The sequence below is a fragment of the Xylophilus sp. PBN-3R genome, assembly GCF_057747805.1.
On record NZ_CM173225.1, the window covers coordinates 4,015,659 to 4,037,895 of the forward strand.

Consider the following 22,237-nt stretch of genomic DNA (forward strand, 5'->3'; position numbering starts at 1 on the left):
AAACATCGTGCTCAGCGGAGCCGTCGCACGATAAGCGTCCGGTCAAGTCATTTTGACTGTGAGCATTTAAAACTGCAACTGCCAGTCAGTAAAAAACTTACCCAGTCGTCATTACAATCTATACCGCTAGCTCAATGTCTAGTCGAAAGAGACTTCCGATACGCAGTGACGCGGCGCGATCTTCCCTCATCACGGAGCTTTTACCCATAAGCGCAGTCCACCTCATGGAGCTGTTGTCATCTGCAAAATCCTCAACAGATGGTTTTTGCTCGAGCTCTTCCAATGCCTCACGATTAACGCCTTGTGCAATGATTACCCTCCGCACCGACTGACCGTCTACCAGCACCTCTCGCGGAAGCTCGACAACTGTCTCTCGACCCCGGAAATCTCCATCAAACGCCTTACCTGTTGATATAACACCACGTATCTCAGCGCGCGCTCTTTCGTCTCGCCGTTCTGTGATCCTTTTGCGTATGCCTTCTGCCTTCGCCGTCCGAGCAGGCTTGTCTTCAGGCCGACGTCCAAATGGTGAAGCCACAGACTCTGCGGTTACTTCGAATCCCGCCATGCGAAGTGTTTTGGCCATCACGCCTCGGTTGGCTGCATCTTGAGCGAGGTTCATTTGGTCGGACGCAAGCACAAACGGCTCATTTGCCACAGGGTCGATAATTTTAAGCGCACTCCCACCGCCACCTTCAACATCAATGCTTAGGCCACAAACCAAACGCTGTCCTGCATGACTTGATGGAAATTGGATTGAACACTTCTGCGCCACTCCACCCGTAGCCGGAGGCCCCTTAACTCCGAGTTGCTTCATGCTGTATTCAGAACCCGATTGCGTTCCCTTGCATTCAACAATGTGCCACTGTCCGAATGCATCTTGAGCAACGAAATCAGGTGTCTTATTCGGTCCTCGTTTCGCCGTGCGCGCCTGGGTTACACCAAGCGAACTGGCGATTCGCCGCATGAAATAGCGGCCATCGACAATTTGCACTAAAGAAAGCTTGTCACTTAGCCAGAGAATCGGAACGCCCATTCCGAAATCATCGCTGAGTATGGTCTTTTGGTGAGCATCTAACTGCCAGAAGCTTTTAGTGAGGCTTAAATTCGACGATTTGGCAATTGCAGCTAAGTATCGAACCCAAGCCCAGAACTCACTCAACGAGACGCCTGCCGCGGAAATCGGGGTCGTCAGATAGCCGATCATCAGGAGCATTGCAGGTATATTCAGCGCATACGAACTTTTTCCGTCCGTGAAGGTATTAGGAAAAGAGGGCAGTTTGCCGGTGCCTGGCCAGGTACTTTTGTCGATGTTCACTTGCAGATTTCGTTGCATTTCAGCCCTTTCAATGAAAATCGAAGCTGCTTTTCATTAATTGACAGCAGCATGTCGCGACGTTCGACTCCAGCGAAATTAAGTCATTGATGCGGCAGCAGCACGCTGGGGAAGTTGTCGGCGTATCACGGGTTATGTTGTCATCGTGTCCACCTAAATCTAGATGCACACGATCCTTACCGCCTAGCGACTGTCAATCAAGATGACGTGGTCGGACGTGGTCGGACGTGTGCGCCTCATATGCGCCTATCCCACTCCCAACGGCAACGCATTGAGTTCTGCCCGCGAGTCACGCCACTGTGGCCAAAACCGGTCTAGGATCGCTACGAAACGCTCGTTATGGCTGGGCTCAAGCAGGTGGGCCATCTCATGCACTAGCACGTACTCCAGGAGGTCCTTGGGCTTCTTGACCAGTTCCGTGTTTAGCCGGATATGTTGCTTGCGGGGGTTACAGCTTCCCCACTTGGTTCTCATGCGCTGCAGGAAGTAGCCGGTCACACGAACACCCAGCTTATGCTCCCACTTGCTGATCAATCCAGGCACTACAGCGTGGAGTTGCGCTATGTGCCATTCGTGCATGAGCTCGGCTCGCTTCTGCACAGACGACTGTGGTCGCACTTGCAGTGTCAGCCTTCTGGGGTTGACCGTGACCTGCGGCTTTTGGTCTACCTCGGTCACCGCCAGCAAGTACCGCCGCCCCCACAGGTAGTGGCTCTCTCGCGAGACAAATTGGCGCGGCGCTTCGCGAGCCTGAGAGTGCAGCTTGCTCTGCTGGTCCCGAATCCAGCCGAGCTTTGTGATGGCATAGGCCCGCGCCACTTCAATGCGGGTCGAGCGCGGCGTCACCAGGCTCACCCAGCCGGTAGGCGGATGGACCGTTAGGTGTACATGCTTCACATCCTTGCGCGTCAGCGTAATGTGCAAATCGCCCAGCTGGATGGTCTCCTGCATCAATAGCCCGATTGATTTTTAACGATGTTGAAGAGCGCCTGCGTGGCATCCCGGTCTCGATCCAAGAGCGGGAAAATCGCGTTTTGCACCGTCCGTTCTCGCGTCTCATCACCTTTCCATCCAGCTGGTGCCCGCTCCCGCACCGCCCGATCGATCTGTAGCGCCAGCGTAGCGCGGTGATCAATATCCGTCGGGAACTTGAATGTCGTAGCTTGAATCGTGTCGAGGTTGTTGAATATCGTCGCGGCCTCGGCGTTGCCACGCAATGTTGCGGGGACGTTGGCGCTCGGTTGTTTCTCGACCAGAGTACGCACCAAGGTCTCCGCGTTGCGTAGGAACTTCTCGTAGGCCTCCGAATCGGTTCGGGTTTGCGCAATCAAGTCATCTAGCAGTTTGGACATCTGCTCATAAAACTTAGGATCAGTCAGCTGTTCCCGGATGATAGTTTTGCGAACGTTGTTGATGATCCCTTCAGCAATCGCCCGTTTCGACAGCTTGCCCTGCTCATTGAGCTTCTTGGCAATGGCATCGTGGATACCCGACTGCACAATAAGCTCCGTGAGCGACAGCGCCCCCAAATCACCGAGGTCGGTCGCAGCGTCAGCCTGTACGTAGGTGTTGAGCAGGTGGCGCATGTCGGCCTCAAAGGGCTTAATGTCCAGCTCCTCACCCGCGTGCTTCTTGATCGACGCACGGATGCCAGCATAGAACTCGATCTCGTTCTTGATCGCTGCCGCTTCTGCGTTGCTGTAGCCCGCATCCGTCATGTGCGTAGCGAGGTCGGCATAGGCTCGTGTGTACAGGGTGATCGCCTTGTAGAACGAGATCCGCAGTGCCTCGGTGATGTCCAGTGCGCCAGCTTGCGCCGCATTGCCACAGAAGTAGTGCAAGAACTGCTCAACATCGCGCGGCTGAGCCACAGGCTCGCACAGATAGTGCAGGGCCTGACGTGCGTCATCCAACTGCTTCTTACCCTCCACCAGCCAGTTCTTCAGCTCGACGTTGTTGCTGCGGCCCTTATCGCCTTCGCTGCTTTCATCGATGTCCAGCTCGTCGGAGCTATAGACAGCGATGGCCTGCTGCACGTCACCAAATAGCTCCTTGAAATCTACGATGTGACCGTAGTCCTTGTCAGCGCCATCGAGCCGGTTAGTCCGACAAATCGCCTGGAACAGGTTGTGGTCGCGCAACTCGTTGTCCAGGTAGATGTAGGTGCAGCTTGGCGCGTCGAACCCTGTAAGCAGCTTGCTCACCACGATCAGCAGCTTCATGTTCGCCGGTTCATCCTTGAAGCGACGCTTGGTCTCGTCCTCGTACTGCTTGGTCGTCTGCCCGGCTTTCAGTACATGCTCTGTGTAAGTGTCGAACTTGTAGCGTTCGTCGCTGTTCTTGGGCTCGCGCGAGATCGCGTTGTGGTTGGGTTCGAAGGACGTAATGATTCCGCAGTAGGGGCCGAAGCTCGTGTTCTGCAGCAGGCGGAAGTAATGGCAGGCGTCGTAGATGGACGCAGCCACCAGGATGGCCGTACCCCGGTCGTTGTTCAGCCGGGGTTTCAGGCCAAAGTCCTCGATGACGTTGGCGATGATGCGCTGCTTGCGCTCGCCGGCGCTCATCAGCTTCTCCAGCGTCGCCCAGCGCTGCCGAAGCACCGATTTCTGATAACGGTTCAAGTTCTTGGTTTTCTCCTCAAACCAAGCATCAATCTTCTTCGGCGTCAGCAATTGCTGCGGCACTTCGCGCGCCTCGTACTTCAGGTCAAGCACCACCTTGTCGGCCACCGCTTGGTGGAACTTGTAGGTGTGGATGTAAGTGCCAAACACGTCGCGCGTCATCTGCTTGTCCCGGCGTAGCAGCGGCGTGCCGGTGAACCCGATGAACACCGCTTCTCCCAGCCAGCGCTTCATCTGTTTGTTCATATCACCGCCCTGGGTGCGGTGGCATTCGTCCACGAAGACGTAGAAACGGCCGTGGATGCACGGTGCCGCGCCGTTCAGGTCGGGCTCGAACTTGTGGATCAGCGCGCACAGCAAGCGCGGAGTGGCTTCGGCCAGCTTATGCGTGAACTCGGCGCGCGAGGTGATGCGCGGCGAAGGGGAATCAGTGCCGATGACGCCAGCATTGCGCATCACGCTCTCGATTTGCTTGTCCAGCTCGTCGCGGTCGGTGATGACGAGGATGCGCGCCTCAGGGTCGTGCTCTAGAAGCCACTTCGCGATTAGCACCATCAGGATGCTCTTACCGCTGCCTTGGGTGTGCCAAATCACGCCGCCCTCGCGCTGTGCCATGCGCTCTTGCGCCGCCTTGACGCCGAAGAATTGGTGCTGACGCGGCACCTTTTTCTGGCCGGCGTCGAAGATGACGAAGTTTCGGATCAAGTCCAGCAGCCGGCCCTTTGTGCACATTTGCGCCAGCGGCCGGTCGAGCAACATGCCGGGCAAGGCATCGCCCATTTTCGGCTCCTCGTCCTTCCATTCAACGAAGAACTGCTCCGGCGTGCCGGTCGTGCCGTACCGCAGCCCTTGCGAATCACTGCCCGCTAGCACCAGTTGCACGGTGCTGAAGAAACCCTTGTTAAAGATTTCTTCCTGGTTGGTGATGAGCTGACGCACGCCATCGGCCAACTCCACCGAGCTGCGCTTGAGTTCGACCACCGCAATGGCCAGGCCGTTCACATAAAGCACCAGATCGGGCCGACGCTGATAACCGCCCTTGAGCGTTACCTCCTCGGCTATCGCAAAGTCGTTAGCCTCCGGATGGGCCCAATCGATCAGATGAACCGTCTCGTGCGCTTGACCGGCGCCGATCTGCACCGGAACGCCGTAGCGCAAGAGCTGGTACGTGCGCAGGTTGGCCTGGTACAGCGTGATGCCCGTTGAGTCAGCCGCCGTTTCCAGCTTCTGCAGCGCCGCGCCAATCTGAACCGCTGAGTAGCCGCGGGCGCTGAGGTTGTCGCGCAGCAACGTAATCTCAATGCAGCGGTTGTTCTCGCGCTTCTGCCAGTCGCCGAGATTCCGATAACGCATCCCGTTCGCGGCGACGGGGCATACAAAGCGCTGGACGACGCGGTCCTGCGTGACGCGTTCGGGCCGGAGCGGCTGGATCATGCGGCAGCTTTCTGAAGTCTTTGAGGAGACCACACCATTTCAACCAAGGCACCGACCAGCTCACGCCGAGCGAGTTGCTCCGCTTTTGTGAAGGACTGGAAGGGCTCGAATGGCAGTTGGTTGATCGCAGCGAACTGCTGGAACTGCGGCTGATGCTGGTAAGCATTGGCGTCCAGGCTGGCCGCGTAAAAATTCTGCTTGGCGTAATGCGCGCGCTTCTGCTCGAAGGGTTTAGCCTGCAAGCTTCGATTCACGTCGGCAGGCAGCAACAAGAGCGAAGCGACGTGGTCACGCAACTCTTTGAACTCAACCTCACTGGCGAACTGAGCCTTCACAGCCTCGAAGTCGTCGGCCCAGATGTGTTCGATGTCAAAAGGATTCTTCGCGTCGCGATTCACGAGCTTGTCAAATGACTCAGTACGCCCTGCGCCGCTCTCAGTGGCCTCGGTAATGCGCGCCAGCAGGTGATAGATGTAGCGACGGCTGAATTGATTCAGGCCCAGGCCCTGGATGCCCGTGCGCCCTTTGGACGGGCTGCCGGCAAAGGTCACCTCGTCCTCGGCCAACTTCTGCTCCAGGATGGTCACGAGCTCGGCCAGGGACTTGCGGCGGATGTCGCGGCACAGCAGCCACATGGCGTAAGACACGCTCGAGTAGCCCACCCGGATGTAGTTCACCGCCCGGCGCATCACCCAGATGTCCAGGTAGCTGGCCGTCACCGCCAGCTTGCGGCGCACGGTCTCGTCGTCATCGGTCTCCACCAGCGGGGCCAGCAGCACCGTGCTCTGCCAAGTGAAGTCGTTGTGGGCGTTGTAGTAAACGGCTTCCAGCCCCGGCGTGTAGTGCTTGCTTGCCTGCAAGATGCGCCGGTAGGCTTTGGCGAAGAACGGAAAGCTCTCGACCATCAACTTCTGGTTGGCCTGTGCCTTGCCCAGGCCCAGCTTCGCGCTGTGGTCGCGCACCCACCGGTGGAAGACCGAGCCGATCAACTCCCAGTCCTTGTCCACCGCGCCGGCTTTGCGATCACGCGTGGAATCGGCGTACTGCGCTCGCAGCCAGGCCTTAATGCAGTTGGCATCACGCTCAGGCTCGTGCTCGCCATCCCAGGAGATCAGCTCCAGCACCTGCTGCTTCCAGGTCTGGTTGGCTTGGCTGCGCGCCGGGGCGTCCTCGATCGGCGCCAGCAGGTAGGCCTTGAGCATGTCCACAGGGCTGAGCGGTTTGCCCCGGTCGTTCATGGTCTCAAAGATCGCGTAAGCGTAGCTGTCGTTGTCGGTGGCGATCTCAATCAGCCCCACTCGCGTCAACAGCCAGTAGATGAAGTGCGGCAGTGCCGACACGCCCAGCTCTGCCAGCAAGTCGTTGTCCTCGATGTCGCCATACCGGGCGTACATCGTCTGGATCGATTCCTCCTTGCCGTCGGGGTTGAAGGCCTGCCCCTCGAACAGCGCTTTGATGACCGGCAGGCGCTCAGCAATGTCGAGGTTGAATTTGGGCTGGCCCAAGTTGTCGCTGAAAATCAGCGGTGCCATCGTCTGCACGACGGTCAGCCCTTGGTCCTTGGCTGCGCGGTACAGGCAGATCAGCAACAGCGTCAGCGAAGTCACGCGCTGCTGGCCATCGATCAAGTAATTCTTGCCGCTGCGCTTGCTGACGATGATGGAGCCGAGAAAATACTCGCCGTAGCCGCTGACCGCGGGTGTCTCGTCGCCGGGCTTGTAGTGGCTGAAGAACTTGGCCTGCAGATCCGACAATAGCTCGTCGATATTCTCCTTCTCCCACTTGTACTCGCGCTGGTATTCGTCAATGGAGAAGGATTGGCTTTGCAGCAGCTGCTGCACATTACGGTAGTGCGGAGTGATGGCGCTCATACGAGACGTGTTCTTCCGGTGAGAAGCTCTTGCATCATCCCCTGCTTGAGAGCCCGGATCTTGTCGCGGCGGGCTTCGAGTGCGACCAACTCCGCATCCATGTCCGACAACACAGCCGCGATGGAAGATTGCTCGGGGCCGCTCGGTAAGTCTAGGACAACGGAAGAAAGCAAGCGTCCGTTCGTTAATGCTCGCGTTGTGTACGAAGCCTTCGCAACAATCTGCCGCCGTACTGCGGCTGATTGGAAGCAGTAGGCTTTGAATTCATCTCGCAAGCGCTGGGTGAAGGGTCGCCCCCGAAGCAAAAACCCACTGAAGACCGTATCAATAGGGACGTCCGACATGACAGCCGCCATCCCAATCTCGCATGTCGTCTCCGAAGTTCGCGTGAAAAGGACATCACCCTTTCGGACGTCAAACGTCTTGATCTCCGCTGTGGTTAGCGACACCCGGCCCAGGATGTTTGAAGCCATCAGCTTTGTGCCGCGGAACACATCCATGTAGTTCACGATGGGGGTGCCGTACCCGAAGAATTCTTTTGCCTTGTTAAGACCGTTTTTAAATTCAAGCACTTCACCCAGCTGCACCTGCGTCCACTTGTCCCGAAAACCCGGAAGTCGGGTCTGCCCGGTGAGGAGTTGCTGCATGGCGGCCTGCTTGAGGTCGCGTTTCTTGGCGATAAGGCGATCCAGTCCGGCGAGCAATGCGTCGACATCGCTCAGCGCGGCAGCGATGGCGCACTGTTCTGCGAGTCCAGGAAGTGCAACCTGTATTTGCTTGACTAGGTGCCCGCTGAGGTTCTCTTGGCTGCCCGAGTTACTTGAGTTGCGAATCTGTTCATACCTGCTACTCAAGAAATGCAGGATGAACTCGCGTGACACCCCGTCGTGCAGCGAAATCGATGCACAGGCCTGATTCGTGGCAGCGGGCATGCCCAGCATCCCCACTTTGCCGCGAGTCTTACCTTGGCCATACATCGCCAAAAGTAGTGTGCCAACCGGCAGAAGCTTGGCAGCCGAGCTTCTCAGCCCTTCTGTCGTGATGAACTGGTCGGCGCTGTCGATGACGCCAAAGTCGATTTGAGAGGTCGTGACCCACGGGATCAAGCCATTCCAGTAGGCCGAAACTGCTCGACTCGGAGTTCCTCCGGAGCCAACAGTCGCGAGTTCACCAATTCTTTGCACGTCCCATTGCTCGGGAAGTGGACCCACTTCGGTTCGCTTGAATCCAGACGTCACTTCCACACTGCCCCCATCTTCGTGAGGTGACCTTCAACTTTTGAAGCCAGTACCGCGATCTCGTCATTTAGCTCCGGCAGTGGCATAGCGTAACGCTCGGCCAGCTCGCGGATGCGCCCGGTCAGCGTCTGCGAAACCTGGTCAAGTTCGCCCTGCACGGTAACCCCAAGCGTCGCCATCCACTTGTCGTCGATCACAAGAGACTGGATCTCGGCCTGACTCACCTTGGGATATTGCTCGTAGGCCAGCGTGTCCAGCGCCGCCTCGCCTTCGCGGATCTGCCTCCTAAGCGCCGCAATGCCGTTGCTCAGATCCAGCCACGCTCTCAGCAGCTTCAGCTCTTCCGCGCCGTCCGGGTCGCGGCCGATCTCGCGGACGCGATCCTTCACAGCCGCGGTCGTGACGCTGTCGTAGCCGTTGAAGATGCCGTCCTCCCCGGCTTGCTCTTCTTCCATCTCGCTCTGCTGCGCCTGGGCGGCGTCCAGCTCGGCCTGCAGCGCGTTGAGCACCGCCTGCTCTTTGGCGAAGTAGCGCGCCACGATCAAGGGCTTGGGGATTGGGTCGCAGGTCCAGCCGCGGTCCTTGGTCTTGCCCTTCTTGTCGGTCTCCAGGATGCGGCTGGTCTTGGCCACCCAGCCATCGGCGGCGATGATGTAGAGGTCGTCCTGCAGAGTCTGCGCCGCATAGTCCATCAGGTGCTGGTAAACGTCGTAGGCGTCGATCAGCGGCATCTCCTCGAAGCCGCCCAGCAGGTCTTCGGCCAGGGTCTCGATCAGCGCCTTCGGGTGGCCGCCAACGCTAAAGGCCTTCAACAGCGCCGTGGCCGCCGCGCGCCAGTGGGCAAAGCGATGCGTGGCCTCACGGTTGAAGGCCTGGAATTCGGCATGGCCCAGGATCGCCGTCTTCAGCTCTGCCACCGGCAGCTTCAGCTGCACATAGCCGGCGCGGCCGGCTGATTCAAAGAAGCCCTGGCGCACGCCAGGAAGCACCTGCCAATAGGGGGCCAGCGGGCTGGCTTTGTCATCCAAGTCGCGCGCCGGAATGCCGCCGCGCAAGTGGGCGGTGATGTCGTGCAGGTCCTCGGGCTCGCTGCTGTCGATGTAGCGCGGCAGGTTGAGGTTGTAGTCGTTCTTGGTGTCGGCGATCTCGGCCAACGGAACCAGGCGCGCGTAGCGGGGCTCGTTCGCCTGGCGTGCGAAGGTGTCAACGATGCGGTGGATGTCTTGCTCACGCAGGCGGTTCTTGTTGCCTTCCTTGATGAATCCTTTGCTGGCATCAATCATGAAAATGCCGGCGCCTGAAGCCGACCGAGCAGCTGCGCCGGCCTTGTCCAGCACCAATATGCAGGCGGGGATGCCAGTACCGTAGAAGAGGTTGGCGGGCAGACCGATGATGCCTTTCAGGAAGCCAGACTTGACCAACTGCTTGCGGATGCCGGCCTCGGCGTTGCCGCGGAACAGCACGCCGTGCGGCAGGATGCAGGCACCCTGACCGGTGGCCTTCATCGAGCGGACGATGTGCAGCAAGAAGGCGTAGTCGCCCTGCTTTGCCGGTGGTTGGCCCCAGGCGAAGCGCTGCCAGCGGTCGTTCACTGGGTCGAGGCCCGTGCTCCAGGTCTTGACCGAGAACGGCGGGTTGGCCACCACGTAATCGTAGGTGCGTAACTGCTCGCCATTCTTGAACTTCGGGTCGGCCAGCGTGTTGCCGGTGAGGATGCTGGCCGTCGGGAAATCGTGCAGGATCATGTTCATGCGCGCCAGGCCAGCGGTGGTCACGTCCATCTCCTGGCCTTCCAGAGTGATGTGCGTTGCACCTGCCTGGGCAGCCACCTTCAGCAGTAGCGAGCCCGACCCACAGGTAGGGTCGTAGGCCGTGGTCGAAGCCTTAGCATTAGCAGGGCCAATGCCCACCACCTTGGCAATGACACGACTGACTTCCGACGGCGTGTAGAACTGCCCCTTGCTCTTGCCACTCTCAGTGGCGAAGTGGCGCATCAGGTACTCGTAGGCGTCACCCAGGATGTCGTCGTTCTCTGCGTGGTTGCCCGAGAAGTCGAGTTCGGGCTTCTGGAAGATGCCGATTAAGTTGGACAGGCGCTCGACCATGGCCGACCCTTCGCCCAGCTTGTTCGGATCGTTGAAGTCAGGGAAATCGCTGCGTGCCAGACGCGCATTGGCTTCAATCAGCGGCTGGATGACCTGGATGTTGATCTTGTCGCCGATGTCTGACTTGCCCTTTAGTGCCACCATGTCTTTGAAGGCGGCACCGGACGGGATGACAACGGGCGGGGCGAAATCGTCACTGTCGCCGTACTTGTCGCTGATGTATTTGATGAACAGCATGAACAGGACGTAGTCCTTGTATTGGCTGGCATCCATGCCGCCGCGCAGTTCGTCGCAGCTGGCCCAGAGAGAGGAGTAGAGATCGGACTTCTTGATCGCCATGGGTTCGTTAGTCGAAATTCAAAGATGTAGGGTCAGCCGGCGGCGCGGCGGTTTCGGTCGCTGATGCCAGGCGCACGGTCCAGTGTCCGCCGGCTTCTTGCCTCAGTGCGAGCAGTTCATAGGTTCGCACCATGTCGAGCAGACCAGAGTGGCCGTAGGTCTGTGGAGAGAAGGCTGGGTCGGTCCGCTTGAGGTATTGCCCCAGGGTACCAAGGCTCACCCTCCCATCGGAGGAGTTGTTGTCGAGCAGCTTGACCGCCTCGACGAGCATTAGGGGCCGACGTTTGATCACGGATTTAGTGGTGTCTGGCTTGGCCGGCTCGGGCTTAGCAGCCTGGGAGACGCCATTCGCCAGCAGTTCGACAGCCGTCGAGGCCACCCATTCGAAGAACTGGTCGCTCGCATTGCGCAGGGCGTCCGGTGTCTTCGACTCTCCGACGATGTGCACTGTGGCACCGCGTTCACGTAGCTTGCGACATAGGTACGCAAAGTCAGAATCGCTGGTGATTAGGCAAAAGGTGTCTGCGCGGCCGTCGAACAAAGCCTCCATAGCATCCAACGCCAGCGCGATATCAGTGGTGTTTTTGCCCGCTGCGTACTGATATTGCAAGCATGGCGTGAAGGCCAGCCGAACCAGCGCCTCCTGCCATCTGTTGGCGAGCGTGGCATGGTTGCCATAACCGCGCCGCAGCACCACTCGGCCAAATTGCGCGACAACCCGCAATGCGTATTCAAGAATCTCTGGGCTCGTGTTGTCGCAGTCCACCAAGACGGCGACACGAGATTCAACGGGTAATGTGGGTCTCGCGGTCATGTATCTCCATGTATCCCGCCATCGTACCTTCAGAGCTTTGACCGCCATCGGTCAGGCAGATCCTCTAAATTGCTACGAACTTAGGTGGACCACTTGCACCAATGTGAGGCGCCAAAAGTTACGCGCTTTTGACCTCCAAAAAGACGCAAAGACCCACCGTTATTGTTAGTACCCCAAAGTTCTGTCCACAGGTACACTTGCGTGATCCACCAAGTGGATCACCGGGAGAACCCTGCACCCGGCGGAAGATCGTTGATTTTGTTGATATTTTCAGGATTCTTTGAGGTCCACGTGTCGCCTCCGTGAAGCGTCACCAAACCTATAAAAACCTTTCCAAGTCAACGACTTAGAAGGCTTTTTCCATTTCAGGGGTGCTGTCTTGGGGTGCCACTTGGTGTTGATTTCCACACCTCGGCTGTACCGCAAGCCCGGTTCCGGCGGTCACTTCAGACAAATTGCCACATTTTGGCCCGCAAAATCGTGGCGACGCTCAACGCCGCCTTGCAGATCCCCATGTCCCGCCGCACCGCTTTGCGACGACGTGCATGGCCAGCTTCTTGCCCGATTCATCAGGCGGGAGGCCGAGCCGATGCGCATCGAGGGGCGTGATGACATGCGCAACTTACTTCGCTTCTTCGGACATCGACGAGCAGGGACTTGAAGATTTCAAAGGTGTGTTCGAGAACGCATACCCGACCGAATTCGAAGAGATCGACCTCTACCGCCGGCGCAGCCTTCGTCTCTTCAGCATTGTTGGTGTGCTTGGCAACTCCGAAATACAGTCAATCTGGTGAGTGGTGGCCGGCAGCTACCGCCTGGAGCGCTTTCGGAGCAACAGCACAGCCGCCGTGACGGCCGCTCCCACCGCCACCTTGCGCAACACGCCAGCGCGGTCATGTTTCCACGCCGCGCCGATCCCCATCTCGCCCAGCACGTTGGGGATATGGCCGTGTACCAGGTCGCTGGCGACTCCTTCGACCACGTTCGTGCGGTCCGCCGCGAGAAGGATCATCCAGTGCCGCAGATCGTTCTCGCTGTACCTGAACGCGAGACGCCGCATGACGCCGCTGAGCCCGGATGGCGGCACGGTGCTTCCGAAGACCGGCGTGATCTTGCTGTCCCGCTCTGTGGAACACAGCACTTCGACCTTTGCTTCCTGTTGTGCGGGCTGGTCCCAGTGAAGCCCGGGAAGGCGAGCAGGCATGCGTTCTTTCGGGTACGCGGGCCTGTCAGCAGGGTCGAGGTCTGCTCCCCAGCCGGGGATGTGTGCGAAGCGTTGTTTGTTATCCATGATCGGTACCATTGGGTGCTCAGACGCCGGCCGGTAGCAAAACCGGCTTGATGCAGTTGTCCAGCTTGCTGGAGAAGAGGTGGTACGCATCGGCGACTTCCTCGAGGCGAAACCGGTGCGTGATGACCTTGCGCGGCTCGATATGCCCCGCCTGGATGTGTTCGATGAGCCGAGGCAGATGCCGCTTCACCGAAGCCTGGTTCATCCGGAGCGTCAGCCCCTTGTTGACCGCATTACCAAACGGAACAGCGCTGAACGTCGGTCCGTAGACACCGACGACCGAGACCGTGCCGCCCTTGCGCACCGAATTGATGGCCCAGTGGAGAACCGTGGCGGCGCCCCCTTGCAGCTTCATCTTCACGCCGGTGAGCGTCTGCATGAAGTTGCCTGCAGCCTCTGCACCGACGCAGTCGATGCAGATGTCGGGCCCGAGACCATCCGTCATTTTCTTCAGGTGGATGGCCATGTCGCCGACCGACTTGAAATCCACTGTTTCGCACTGCGCAAACTGCTTGACGAACGCCAATCGGTACTCGATGTGGTCGACCACGATGACGCGTCCGGCCCCGAGCAACCATGCTGACTTGGCAGCGAAGATGCCGACCGGGCCGGCTCCGAAGACGACCACGGTGTCACCCTCCTGGATGCCGCCCATTTCCGCGGCCTGGTAGCCGGTCGGAAATGCGTCCGTCAACAACACCGCATCGTCCTCGTCCATGTCCGCCGGCAGGATCGTCGGACCGATGTCGGCAAACGGAACGCGGACGAGCTCTGCCTGGCCGCCGTCGTAGCCGCCCGCGGTATGCGAATAACCAAAGATCGCCCCCACTGCCGTCGCCTCGGGATTGGTGTTGTGGCAATTGCTGAACAACTCGCGGCGGCAGAAGAAGCAGGTGCCGCAGAAGATGTTGAAGGGCACCAGTACCTTGTCGCCTTTCTTGAGATTTTGAACAGAGGGGCCGACTTCCTCGACGATGCCCGTGAACTCATGTCCGAAGGTCGTGCCTACCCGCGTGTCGGGCACAAGGCCGTGGTAGAGGTGGAGGTCGGAACCGCAGATGCATGCCCTGGTCACCCGGACGATGGCATCGTTGGGATGCTCGATGACAGGCTCGTCTTTCTCTTCTGCCCGGACTCGGTACGGGCCGCGGTAGTTCATTGCCAGCATGGGTTCTTTCGTGATTGATGCGCTAGCGTTCGCGTCTGCTCCGGCCGGTGCTGTAAGGCCTGGTCCTACGACTTTGTGGGCATATCACCTCAATTAAGTGGCGACTCATTTAAAGCGTGTGCAGCGCTTTTGTGTGTTCAAGTCATTCGTGCCCTGAATTACCAAGGAACACCGTGCAGGAACAAGGAACCGGTCACCGCGGTATGGGTGCAGGCTGTGAAAAAGCAAGTTGTGATCAACCAGGACAAAGGAAGACCCGATGACGAATGAAAAATCCAACTCCATGGGCGACGGCACCCAGCCAGACCGCATCGATTCAAATTCCGCTCAAGCGGTCGCGGATTGGGCTCGCAAGCTCGATTCGACGGAGATGCAGATCAGGGATGCCATTATCAAAGTCGGCAATCGTGCAACGGACGTTGAGATGCACCTCAAAGGCACTCGCAGCACGACAAACACGGAGCGCGTCGATGAGGTTGCTCCAAACCCTGCAAATACGGAAAAATAGCAGAAAAATTGAAGACTGTTTCCCGCCCGGTGCTACTTCGATATTCGGGGCCAAGCTGTGTGTAGATAGCTTCTTCATTGTTAAAGTTTTATCCCTTTCATAATCTGGAGACGTCATATGGCTGATGACAAATCAAACAGTGGCCCAGCAGATCGCACTCGCGTCAACGTCAATGAAGACTACGAATTGGCCTACTGGACAAAGAAGTTCGGTGTCGACGCCGACACGCTGCGCTCTGCGGTGAAGTCAGTTGGCGTCAGCGCCACCGCTGTCGAAAAGCAACTTCAGTCCAAGAAATAAGTGATTGCCAGGGCTGACGCCGAGAAACTTCACCGCTACAACGCGAGGCGCAACTTTGCGATCACCAGCTAGCCGGCGTGATGCTCAGCTGGGCGGTAACCAAAGGCCCGGCTGACGACACTGCCGACAAACGCATGGCGGTCCGTCAACAAGCTGCCGGGGAAGTGGCCCTGATCCGCATCAAGAATGCGCGACTCCAACCTAACAGCTAAGCATGACGCGCCGGCAGGTCATGCGTAGCTGTTGTCGAATTCAAAGATGACTGATGTTGGAAACCGCAGAACAAAATTCAGGAATCGGCGCCACGACCGGTCATAGCCTGCAGTTCATCAATCCGGATAGAAGCCTGAGCTTTGCTCAGCGACTCGTCGAAGTCGACTTTCGCCTCTTCCGAAAGCGTGGCCAGATAGGATTTCTGGGCCCCAGTCATCGGCTCATCGCCCGTGACCCATTTGGCGGGGTCCTTTTCCATATTTGAGTTTGCGGCCTCGGCCTGTACGTGCTTGTCGGTCATGGTGTTCTCCGGTTGTTGAAGAACTGACTATCGGAGGGCGCCAGAGCGCTGAACGTAGGCAAACATCGCAAATGCCTGTGGTTTCATACAGCACCAAGCCAACCAAATTGAGATCAAGTGGGTTCAGGTGTGCAGCTGCCCACCGCCGCCTTCCTCCCCTGTCGGTAATTCCGTAAAAAAGACGCTCAATTCAGAAGCTGCGCCACGTCGTCCATCGCGAAGCTTTCAAGCGCATAGCGGCGGCAGTGTTCGAGATAAGCCTTTTCATGCATGGCCGCCAGGTCGACAACGCTGTTCCACAGCCATGGCGGCGCATCGAGCGTTTTCGACCGGCGTCCTTTGGCAAGCTCGGCAGCCCAACGCACGCGGTCGGCCTCGGTCATCTGGCGCGCATGGGCTTTGCCCACGACGCGCGCAAGAAAGCGCGCCGCCCGCATCGCTTCGCGTTGGTCAACCCTTGCAAGTTCAAGCTTTAGGTCCTGGGGCAGCAGTTCGCGCAGCACGACTGCCCGTCCCAGTACATGGGCCGACGCCATTCGACCGCCGAGGTTGGGTGACATTCGCTGGGCACCGTCGAGCACACGCAGGGCGTTGTCCCTCGGCTGACCCGCAGACTGTGCCCTTGGTGCCGCTGCCTTGATGGCCTCTTTCACGTCGATGAGACAGAGGTCATGGCCCGTCGCCGCCTGACCGCCAACGTCAAGCAGAACCGCGTATCGAAGGTTGCCGAGCGAACTGCAGCCCTTCATCCAGTACGCGATATCCAGCACTTCCACGTTCGCATCGCTTTCGCGATATTTGAGACGCGCTACCAGCGCACTGATCAGTTCCTCGTCGAACAGGCCGGTAATGGCCTTCCGTTCTTTTGCGGACACTGGCCAAAACTTTTTTCCGAGCGGAATTCCGATGGTCTTGCCTTTGGTGCGTTCATGAGCGAGGTGCTTCCAAGTCCGCTGCTGCGCGCTTTTAAGGGCCACTTTGACTGCATTGGGCCTGGCGTTTTCCTGCACATCGTCCGGCGGCCCGAACGCGGATTCATATCCGTCGGCGATCTGCTCAACCATGCGGGCCGTCACAACGCCTGGAAGGTCTGATCCCCGCGCCGCCATGGCGAGTGACAGAGAAAGCCTGACCAGGTCGTGGACCGGGTTTCCCACGACAGTCTGGTCGAAGTCGCGAATCTGGACCTTGACCTTGCCACCGGTGTCCGAAATTGGCCCCAGATTTCCGACATGGCAGTCTCCACAAATCCAGATGGATGGGCCTTGTGGAAGCATGGGACCCGAGGTTTCGAGCCACTCGTAAAACTTCAACGTATTGCCTCTGACGTAGGCATGCGCGGAGGTCGCCATCTTTAAGTTTTTAGCTTTCAACAGGACGGGCTGACGCAAGTCCGGGCCTGGCATCAAATGGCTGTTTGTTTTATTCATGTCGCGCCTTGCGGTGTTGTAATAGGTTTTGCAACACCTTATGGCTGAATTTCGTCGCAGTGCGTAGGAGTCAGCGCTGCGCACTTGCCTCATAAATCACAGAAGGCCCAACGCGTCATATCCCTTTCGCTGATTCACGCGGTTCTGCCACGCCGGGGCACCTAGCGCCACGCGCAAGTTAATTGCTCAAGGAAATTCATTCCATTATTTCTTAGGTTCGGCATGTGCGGACAGCGTTGCTCTGAACCGGACTCGCCCTGCGTAGGTCTCCGGAAGCACGTACACGACACTCGCCTGGCGGCCGAGGCTTGGCTTGAGCCACTGGTCGTAAAAGGCGGCGGGAACGTTGATGCAGCCGTACGAAATGCGGTTGTCGGTCGGGCTTGGGGTGGTCAGTCGCTCGAGCCGCCTTTCACCCTTCAAGGCTCTTACCCGATGCATGGAGATTGCAGCGTCGTAGTCGACCCAGATGATGTCTTCACCTTGGAGGTTCGTGCCAGGCTCGGTCAAGAAGCGGCCCGCCGGCGTGGTCTTCTCGAAAGGTCGAATATCAGCCATCTTGCGCTCGCCGATACCCGGCACGGAATCGTCACCAACGGCGGCTCCCAGCAGCACAGGCGAGGATGCCTGCAGGGTGCCTCCAGAGCCGAAAAGGTGGAGCCGGGCATTCCGCTTGTCGAGTATTGCCCACGGCCTTCCGGTGTCGCCTAAGCGACTGGCAAGGGACGAACCGACGAACTCTCGGACCTCAGGCGACATGGTTCCATTCGCCGCGCCAGGCGCCGCCAACGCGCACGCGCCAGAAAGGGCCAGCAGGCCGAAGCAGGTGAGATTACGAAACGCCATGGAGCTTAAAAAAGGGCTGCCAAGGCAGCCCGTTCATATCCGGTCGATCAGCGGTAGACGTGTTCGCCGCGGTTGTCTTTCCAGCTCGACTCGAAATGCGCCGCGTCGTCATCATTCTTGGCGCGCATGCCCATCAGAATGCCGCCGTTCTTGATGCCCTCTTCGTAGTGCTTCACCCGCTCTTCCGGAATGTTCCAGCCGATCAACGCGCCGATGATGCCCCCGCCGGCGGCGCCAACACCGCCACCCGCTGCTGCCGCGGCAATGGGGCCGGCGATCACCAGGCCGATGCCTGGCAAGACCAGGCTGGTGCCGACGGCTGCTACCGCGGCGATGACGGCACCAACAGTGCCCCCGATGGCCCCCCCGATGCCGGCACCTTCGGCCGCCTTGTTGCCCAGTTCCGTTTCGGTTCCCACCTTTTCACCGGCGAAATGGCGATCGCGGGTAGCGTCGGACATGATCAGGTTGACGTCATCCTTGCTGTAGCCACGGCTGCTGGCAGAGGTATAGGCAGCTTCTGCGCTGGCACGGTCGGGGAACAGGCCGGTGACAAGACGGCCGGAGTCGTTGGTCGATTGGATGGAAGTCATGTTGGTTCTTTCGGTAAGGATGGAAATGCGGGTTTAGTTGCGATCGGCTTTCGGAGCCCGCTTTGCCGGGGTCGGCGTGGCGGCTTCGGTAGGCGTGGTGACGCTCGAAGTGCCCATGCCGGAGCCAGAGCGTGCGTTGTCTGCTGCTGCACCAGCGCGGTCTCCCGCGCTTGGGCCGGTCCGCACCAGCGTGCCGGTATCGGAACGCGCAACGGCCTTGCTGGCAGCTTCCGCCGCCGTGCCTTGCGACACCCCCACGTTTGCTGGCGCGGCATTGCTGGCGGCTTGCGCTTGTGCGGCCAGCGCTGCGACGGCAAGCGCTGCAGCTACAACTGCTTTGACTGAAGTTTTGGTCATCTCATCTCCTTGGTGTGTGGCATCGGAGAAAACCGATGCCGCCAGGGCACTGTTCATGTCAGCGCGGCTCGGGCGCTGCGGCCAGTGCCGCAAGCGGTTGTAGGCGAATGCGAACTTCCGTCCGGGTTCGGATGCCGATGGAACGGCGGCAAAAACTTTGCCGTATATGGGCATGTCGGGAGGCATGAAGACTATTACCGCACCCGACAATTCCCTACATGTGCGCGCTGACAAGGGAATACGGTGAATGGTCTTACCTCACCACTTCCTATAAGGAAAATCATGGCCAAACCTGAAAATCTTCAAGATCTGTACACCGATGAACTCAAGGACCTCTGGTCGGCGAATGACCAGATGCACCGATGTCTCAAAAAAATCGCATCCAAGGCTTCAGACCCTGGATTAAAGACGATGTTGGAAAAATCTCTTACCGGTATCGGCGAACATACCGATTTGATCAAGGAATTGATCGCAGCGAATGGAGAAAAAGTCTCAAAGGAACATTGCAAGGGGATGGAAGGTCTGGCAGCGGAAGCCATCAAGCACACTACGGAAGAAGCGCCCGACAAAGGGCCGGTGCTGGACGCTCAAATCATTGCGCAATACCAGCGCATGTCGCACTACGGAATCGCCGGATTCGGAACGGTCACGGCCTATGCCAAGGAACTCAACCTCAAGGATGATTATAAAAAATTAGCCGGTTTGACCAAGGACGTTTATGGCGCTGATGAATACATGACTCAGCTTTCGAAAACACTGAATGCGGCTGCCAAATCCGAAGGGAAATAATTCCTCAGAGGCCGATTGCAAGGATGCCAGTGCGGCTCGTGTTCCAGACGCAAACCAGATGGTATGCACCAAAGAAGATACCGCCTCCATCAATCAAACGCCGCCATCAAAGCCGGTGGAACGATGGGCAAAACATCTTTTTGACAAGCGTTTCAATCAGCTGTTTTTGCGTATCGTTCCCGCATATCGTGCGCATATCTGGCGTTGCATAGTTGGTGAGTACCACAATAGTTGGTGAGCTTTGCTCGTTCGAAGACACGCTGTCACATCTACCCGTGAATTCCACTGGCCAACGCAGGAGCGCAGCGCGTGAAAGTCGAGGCGCGGTATCCTGATGCATGACTGCCAATAGCCGCTACCAGCAAGTCTCGACATTTCTCCTGCATGGAGATCTCTCCGGTGCTGTCGCCTACCTGAATGAGGGTGTGCCCCACCGCTTTACGGCGGTTTACCGGCTGACGGAAGAATTGCTACAGGTGCGAGCGCTCTACGACAAGCAATCGCAAGTGACTCCCGCGGATCTGCTGGCGATACCGCTGCGGCACAGCCTCTGCCAGTTTGCGATTCGTGCAGGGTCTCTGGAGACCGATGACTCGACCAAGGACCGGCGACTTCGAGGCATCGCCTTGCATGCAGCGATGGTCGCGTACACGGGTGTTCCCATCACCGACGGAACCGGCTCGAACAAAGTCGTCGGTACCCTGTGCCATTTCGACTTCGTGCCTCAGCAAATTTCCGACGATGAGTACGCGCTGCTACGCCAAGTCAGCACTTTGATGGATTTGCGGAAACTGGTTCTTGCCCGCGTGAATTGACGGATGGGGTCTGCGGGAGTCCGGCACTTCAGGGCGTGAAGGCCGCGATGTAAAAAGACATATCGCCTGTATGTACGCTTCTGCTGCAGCGGCTGCCGCCATCGCAGCGTGACCGCTAACCGCCCACTGGGAAGTACCCCACCACGCCACGTTCCATCTACGATTTCGGGCATATGCCCCTGCACCATGGCCATTGATGAGAAGCCGCCGATCCGAGGGTCGCACGCACCAGAAGTCTCCGAGCAAGGCTCACTGCTTGGCTCCATACAGCAACACCGAGACGACATCTTCTTCGCAGCGATCGAGACGACACGCATGCCCATGCTGGTGACGGATCCTCGCCAGCCAGACAACCCGATCGTGTTCAGTAACCGTGCATTCGCCTCGATGACAGGCTATGCGTCGGAAGAAGTTATTGGAACCAACTGCCGGTTTCTTCAGGGCCCTGACACCGACCGGACGAAGGTCGCGGCCATTCGTGAAGCCATAGCCAACCGGCGTGAAATCACGGTCGAAATCCTGAATTACCGCAAGGATGGGTCCAGCTTCTGGAATGCGCTGTACATCTCGCCGGTGTACAACAAGAACAAGGAACTGGTCTTTTTCTTCGCCTCACAGCTGGACGTCAGCCGCCGCAGAGACGCTGAAGAAAGCCTTGCCCAAGCCCAAAAAATGGAGGCACTCGGCCAGCTTACGGGCGGGATATCTCACGACTTCAACAACCTGCTTCAGGTGATGTCGGGGCATGTTGACTTGCTGATGGCGAGCGCGGATCGGGGCCAGGCTACACCTGAGCGCGTGAAGCGTATCGGCGGCAACATGCGCAGCGCGGTATCCAAGGCCGCCACTCTTACCCAACAGCTGCTGGCGTTCTCGAGAAAACAGCGCCTGGAGGGCCGTGTCGTCAATCTGAACGCAGTCATCCGCAGTCTCTCGGACCTGGTCGAACGTACCTTCGGTGGCACCGTCACCCTCAACACCGTCTTTGCGTCGAACCTCGATAACTGCCGCCTGGATACCGTCCAGCTGGAACTTGCCATCCTCAACATTCTGGTGAATGCCCGGGACGCGATGCCGGAGGGTGGACGCATCACATTGAAGACCAGCAATCAGATCGTTGAAGTGGAAGACCATCGCCACTTCCCCGACCTCACCCCTGGCGAATATGTATGCATTTCCATTACCGACACCGGCTCGGGCATTGCACCTGAAATCGTGAGCCGTGTCATGGACCCGTTCTTCACCACGAAAGAGGAAGGCAAGGGCACGGGGCTTGGACTGTCGATGGTCTATGGCTTCGCCAAGCAGTCTGGAGGAGCCACTCATCTCTATAGCGAAGTGGGAATCGGGACCACCGTGCGCATGTATTTCCCAGCGACCAAGGATGTGCTGCATGCGGACAGGCAAGTCGTGCCGCGCGACCCGGATCTGGGTGGTGACGAAACGATCCTGGTGGTGGACGACCGGCATGAAGTGGCTGAACTTTCGCGCGACATGCTGGAAGGCCTCGGCTACAAGGTTTATGTGGCCAACGGAGGCAAGGAAGCACTGCAACTGGTGGACAGCAACGTCCTGGATAAAGCTCCGGACCTGCTCTTTTCCGACATCATCATGCCGGGAGGCATGAACGGCTTTGTCCTCGCACGTGAACTGCAAAAGCGATTGCCGAACATCAAGGTGGTGTTGACGACCGGCTACGCAGCCACCGGCGACACGGGTGAACGCGAACAAAGCCACGAATTCGAGATTCTCAAGAAGCCGTACCGTCTCTCTGAACTTGCTCGGAAAGTAAGGCGCGTTCTGGACATTCAAAGCGCTTCGACATAGCAGCCGCCCGAGTTGCCTCATGCACCGGTCGTCAGTTCATC

At 58.4% G+C, this 22,237-nt stretch carries 20 protein-coding genes; 6 read left to right on the forward strand and 14 right to left on the reverse strand.

Annotation, left to right across the window (positions count from 1 at the left end; translation table 11 throughout):
• Positions 1–118 precede the first annotated feature (118 nt).
• The 7 genes from AC3ANW_RS19195 to AC3ANW_RS19225 all read right to left on the reverse strand — a co-directional run bounded on the left by AC3ANW_RS19195 (position 119) and on the right by AC3ANW_RS19225 (position 11,758).
• On the reverse strand, positions 119–1,336 hold the full coding sequence (locus AC3ANW_RS19195; RefSeq protein WP_488342430.1) for a hypothetical protein: 1,218 nt from the start codon (positions 1,334–1,336) through the stop codon (positions 119–121).
• 246 nt (positions 1,337–1,582) lie between these two features.
• A complete protein-coding gene (locus tag AC3ANW_RS19200) occupies positions 1,583–2,287 on the reverse strand; it encodes a M48 family metallopeptidase (protein ID WP_488342431.1) in 705 nt (234 codons plus the stop codon).
• Positions 2,287–5,391: a type I restriction endonuclease subunit R gene (locus AC3ANW_RS19205; RefSeq protein ID WP_488342432.1), complete on the reverse strand. Its 3,105-nt coding sequence runs from the start codon at positions 5,389–5,391 to the stop codon at positions 2,287–2,289. Before AC3ANW_RS19205 ends, AC3ANW_RS19200 begins: the two co-directional genes overlap by 1 nt.
• A complete protein-coding gene (locus AC3ANW_RS19210) occupies positions 5,388–7,262 on the reverse strand; it encodes a DUF262 domain-containing protein (RefSeq protein WP_488342433.1) in 1,875 nt (624 codons plus the stop codon). The genes AC3ANW_RS19205 and AC3ANW_RS19210 overlap by 4 nt, the downstream gene beginning before the upstream one ends.
• Positions 7,259–8,506: a restriction endonuclease subunit S gene (locus AC3ANW_RS19215; protein ID WP_488342434.1), complete on the reverse strand. Its 1,248-nt coding sequence runs from the start codon at positions 8,504–8,506 to the stop codon at positions 7,259–7,261. The genes AC3ANW_RS19210 and AC3ANW_RS19215 overlap by 4 nt, the downstream gene beginning before the upstream one ends.
• Positions 8,497–10,944, reverse strand: coding sequence for a type I restriction-modification system subunit M (locus AC3ANW_RS19220; protein ID WP_488342435.1), 2,448 nt, complete (start codon positions 10,942–10,944; stop codon positions 8,497–8,499). Before AC3ANW_RS19220 ends, AC3ANW_RS19215 begins: the two co-directional genes overlap by 10 nt.
• A gap of 7 nt (positions 10,945–10,951) precedes the next feature.
• A complete protein-coding gene (locus tag AC3ANW_RS19225; protein ID WP_488342436.1) occupies positions 10,952–11,758 on the reverse strand; it encodes an NYN domain-containing protein in 807 nt (268 codons plus the stop codon).
• Positions 11,759–12,303: 545 nt separating this feature from the next.
• Between AC3ANW_RS19225 and AC3ANW_RS19230 the strand changes: the two genes are divergently transcribed.
• The gene (locus AC3ANW_RS19230) at positions 12,304–12,552 is read left to right on the forward strand and encodes a hypothetical protein (RefSeq protein ID WP_488342437.1); all 249 of its coding nucleotides are present in this window, start codon (positions 12,304–12,306) and stop codon (positions 12,550–12,552) included.
• Between the two features lie 14 nt (positions 12,553–12,566).
• On the opposite strand, the gene AC3ANW_RS19235 is transcribed toward AC3ANW_RS19230, so the two are convergent.
• Together AC3ANW_RS19235 and AC3ANW_RS19240 are read right to left on the reverse strand one after the other, a co-directional pair.
• Positions 12,567–12,962, reverse strand: a complete 396-nt coding sequence (locus tag AC3ANW_RS19235) for a hypothetical protein (RefSeq protein WP_488342438.1) — start codon at positions 12,960–12,962, stop codon at positions 12,567–12,569.
• Positions 12,963–13,068: 106 nt separating this feature from the next.
• A complete protein-coding gene (locus AC3ANW_RS19240; RefSeq protein ID WP_488342439.1) occupies positions 13,069–14,217 on the reverse strand; it encodes a zinc-dependent alcohol dehydrogenase in 1,149 nt (382 codons plus the stop codon).
• Between the two features lie 259 nt (positions 14,218–14,476).
• Here AC3ANW_RS19240 and AC3ANW_RS19245 point away from each other — a divergent pair, with 259 nt between their 5' ends.
• Both AC3ANW_RS19245 and AC3ANW_RS19250 read left to right on the forward strand, forming a co-directional pair.
• Positions 14,477–14,725, forward strand: a complete 249-nt coding sequence (locus tag AC3ANW_RS19245; RefSeq protein ID WP_488342440.1) for a DUF3606 domain-containing protein — start codon at positions 14,477–14,479, stop codon at positions 14,723–14,725.
• 117 nt (positions 14,726–14,842) lie between these two features.
• Complete coding sequence (locus tag AC3ANW_RS19250; protein WP_488342441.1) at positions 14,843–15,025, forward strand: DUF3606 domain-containing protein; 183 nt, start codon at positions 14,843–14,845, stop codon at positions 15,023–15,025.
• A 289-nt stretch (positions 15,026–15,314) separates the two neighbouring features.
• Here AC3ANW_RS19250 and AC3ANW_RS19255 read toward each other — a convergent pair whose 3' ends face one another.
• From AC3ANW_RS19255 to AC3ANW_RS19275, 5 genes are all read right to left on the reverse strand, one after another.
• Positions 15,315–15,539, reverse strand: coding sequence for a DUF3072 domain-containing protein (locus AC3ANW_RS19255; RefSeq protein ID WP_488342442.1), 225 nt, complete (start codon positions 15,537–15,539; stop codon positions 15,315–15,317).
• A 185-nt stretch (positions 15,540–15,724) separates the two neighbouring features.
• Entirely contained in the window at positions 15,725–16,969 is a 1,245-nt protein-coding gene (locus AC3ANW_RS19260) for a DUF2252 family protein (RefSeq protein ID WP_488342443.1), read from the reverse strand.
• 204 nt (positions 16,970–17,173) lie between these two features.
• On the reverse strand, positions 17,174–17,815 hold the full coding sequence (locus AC3ANW_RS19265; RefSeq protein WP_488342444.1) for a L,D-transpeptidase: 642 nt from the start codon (positions 17,813–17,815) through the stop codon (positions 17,174–17,176).
• 47 nt (positions 17,816–17,862) lie between these two features.
• On the reverse strand, positions 17,863–18,408 hold the full coding sequence (locus AC3ANW_RS19270; RefSeq protein WP_488342445.1) for a hypothetical protein: 546 nt from the start codon (positions 18,406–18,408) through the stop codon (positions 17,863–17,865).
• A gap of 33 nt (positions 18,409–18,441) precedes the next feature.
• Positions 18,442–18,765: a hypothetical protein gene (locus AC3ANW_RS19275; RefSeq protein ID WP_488342446.1), complete on the reverse strand. Its 324-nt coding sequence runs from the start codon at positions 18,763–18,765 to the stop codon at positions 18,442–18,444.
• A 282-nt stretch (positions 18,766–19,047) separates the two neighbouring features.
• On the opposite strand from AC3ANW_RS19275, the gene AC3ANW_RS19280 reads away from it, so the two are divergent.
• The 3 genes from AC3ANW_RS19280 (at position 19,048) to AC3ANW_RS19290 (ending at position 22,196) form a co-directional block, all read left to right on the forward strand.
• Positions 19,048–19,554: a YciE/YciF ferroxidase family protein gene (locus AC3ANW_RS19280; RefSeq protein ID WP_488342447.1), complete on the forward strand. Its 507-nt coding sequence runs from the start codon at positions 19,048–19,050 to the stop codon at positions 19,552–19,554.
• A gap of 338 nt (positions 19,555–19,892) precedes the next feature.
• The gene (locus AC3ANW_RS19285) at positions 19,893–20,369 is read left to right on the forward strand and encodes a GAF domain-containing protein (protein WP_488342448.1); all 477 of its coding nucleotides are present in this window, start codon (positions 19,893–19,895) and stop codon (positions 20,367–20,369) included.
• A 186-nt stretch (positions 20,370–20,555) separates the two neighbouring features.
• Positions 20,556–22,196: a histidine kinase famiy protein gene (locus tag AC3ANW_RS19290; protein ID WP_488342449.1), complete on the forward strand. Its 1,641-nt coding sequence runs from the start codon at positions 20,556–20,558 to the stop codon at positions 22,194–22,196.
• Positions 22,197–22,237 lie beyond the last annotated feature (41 nt).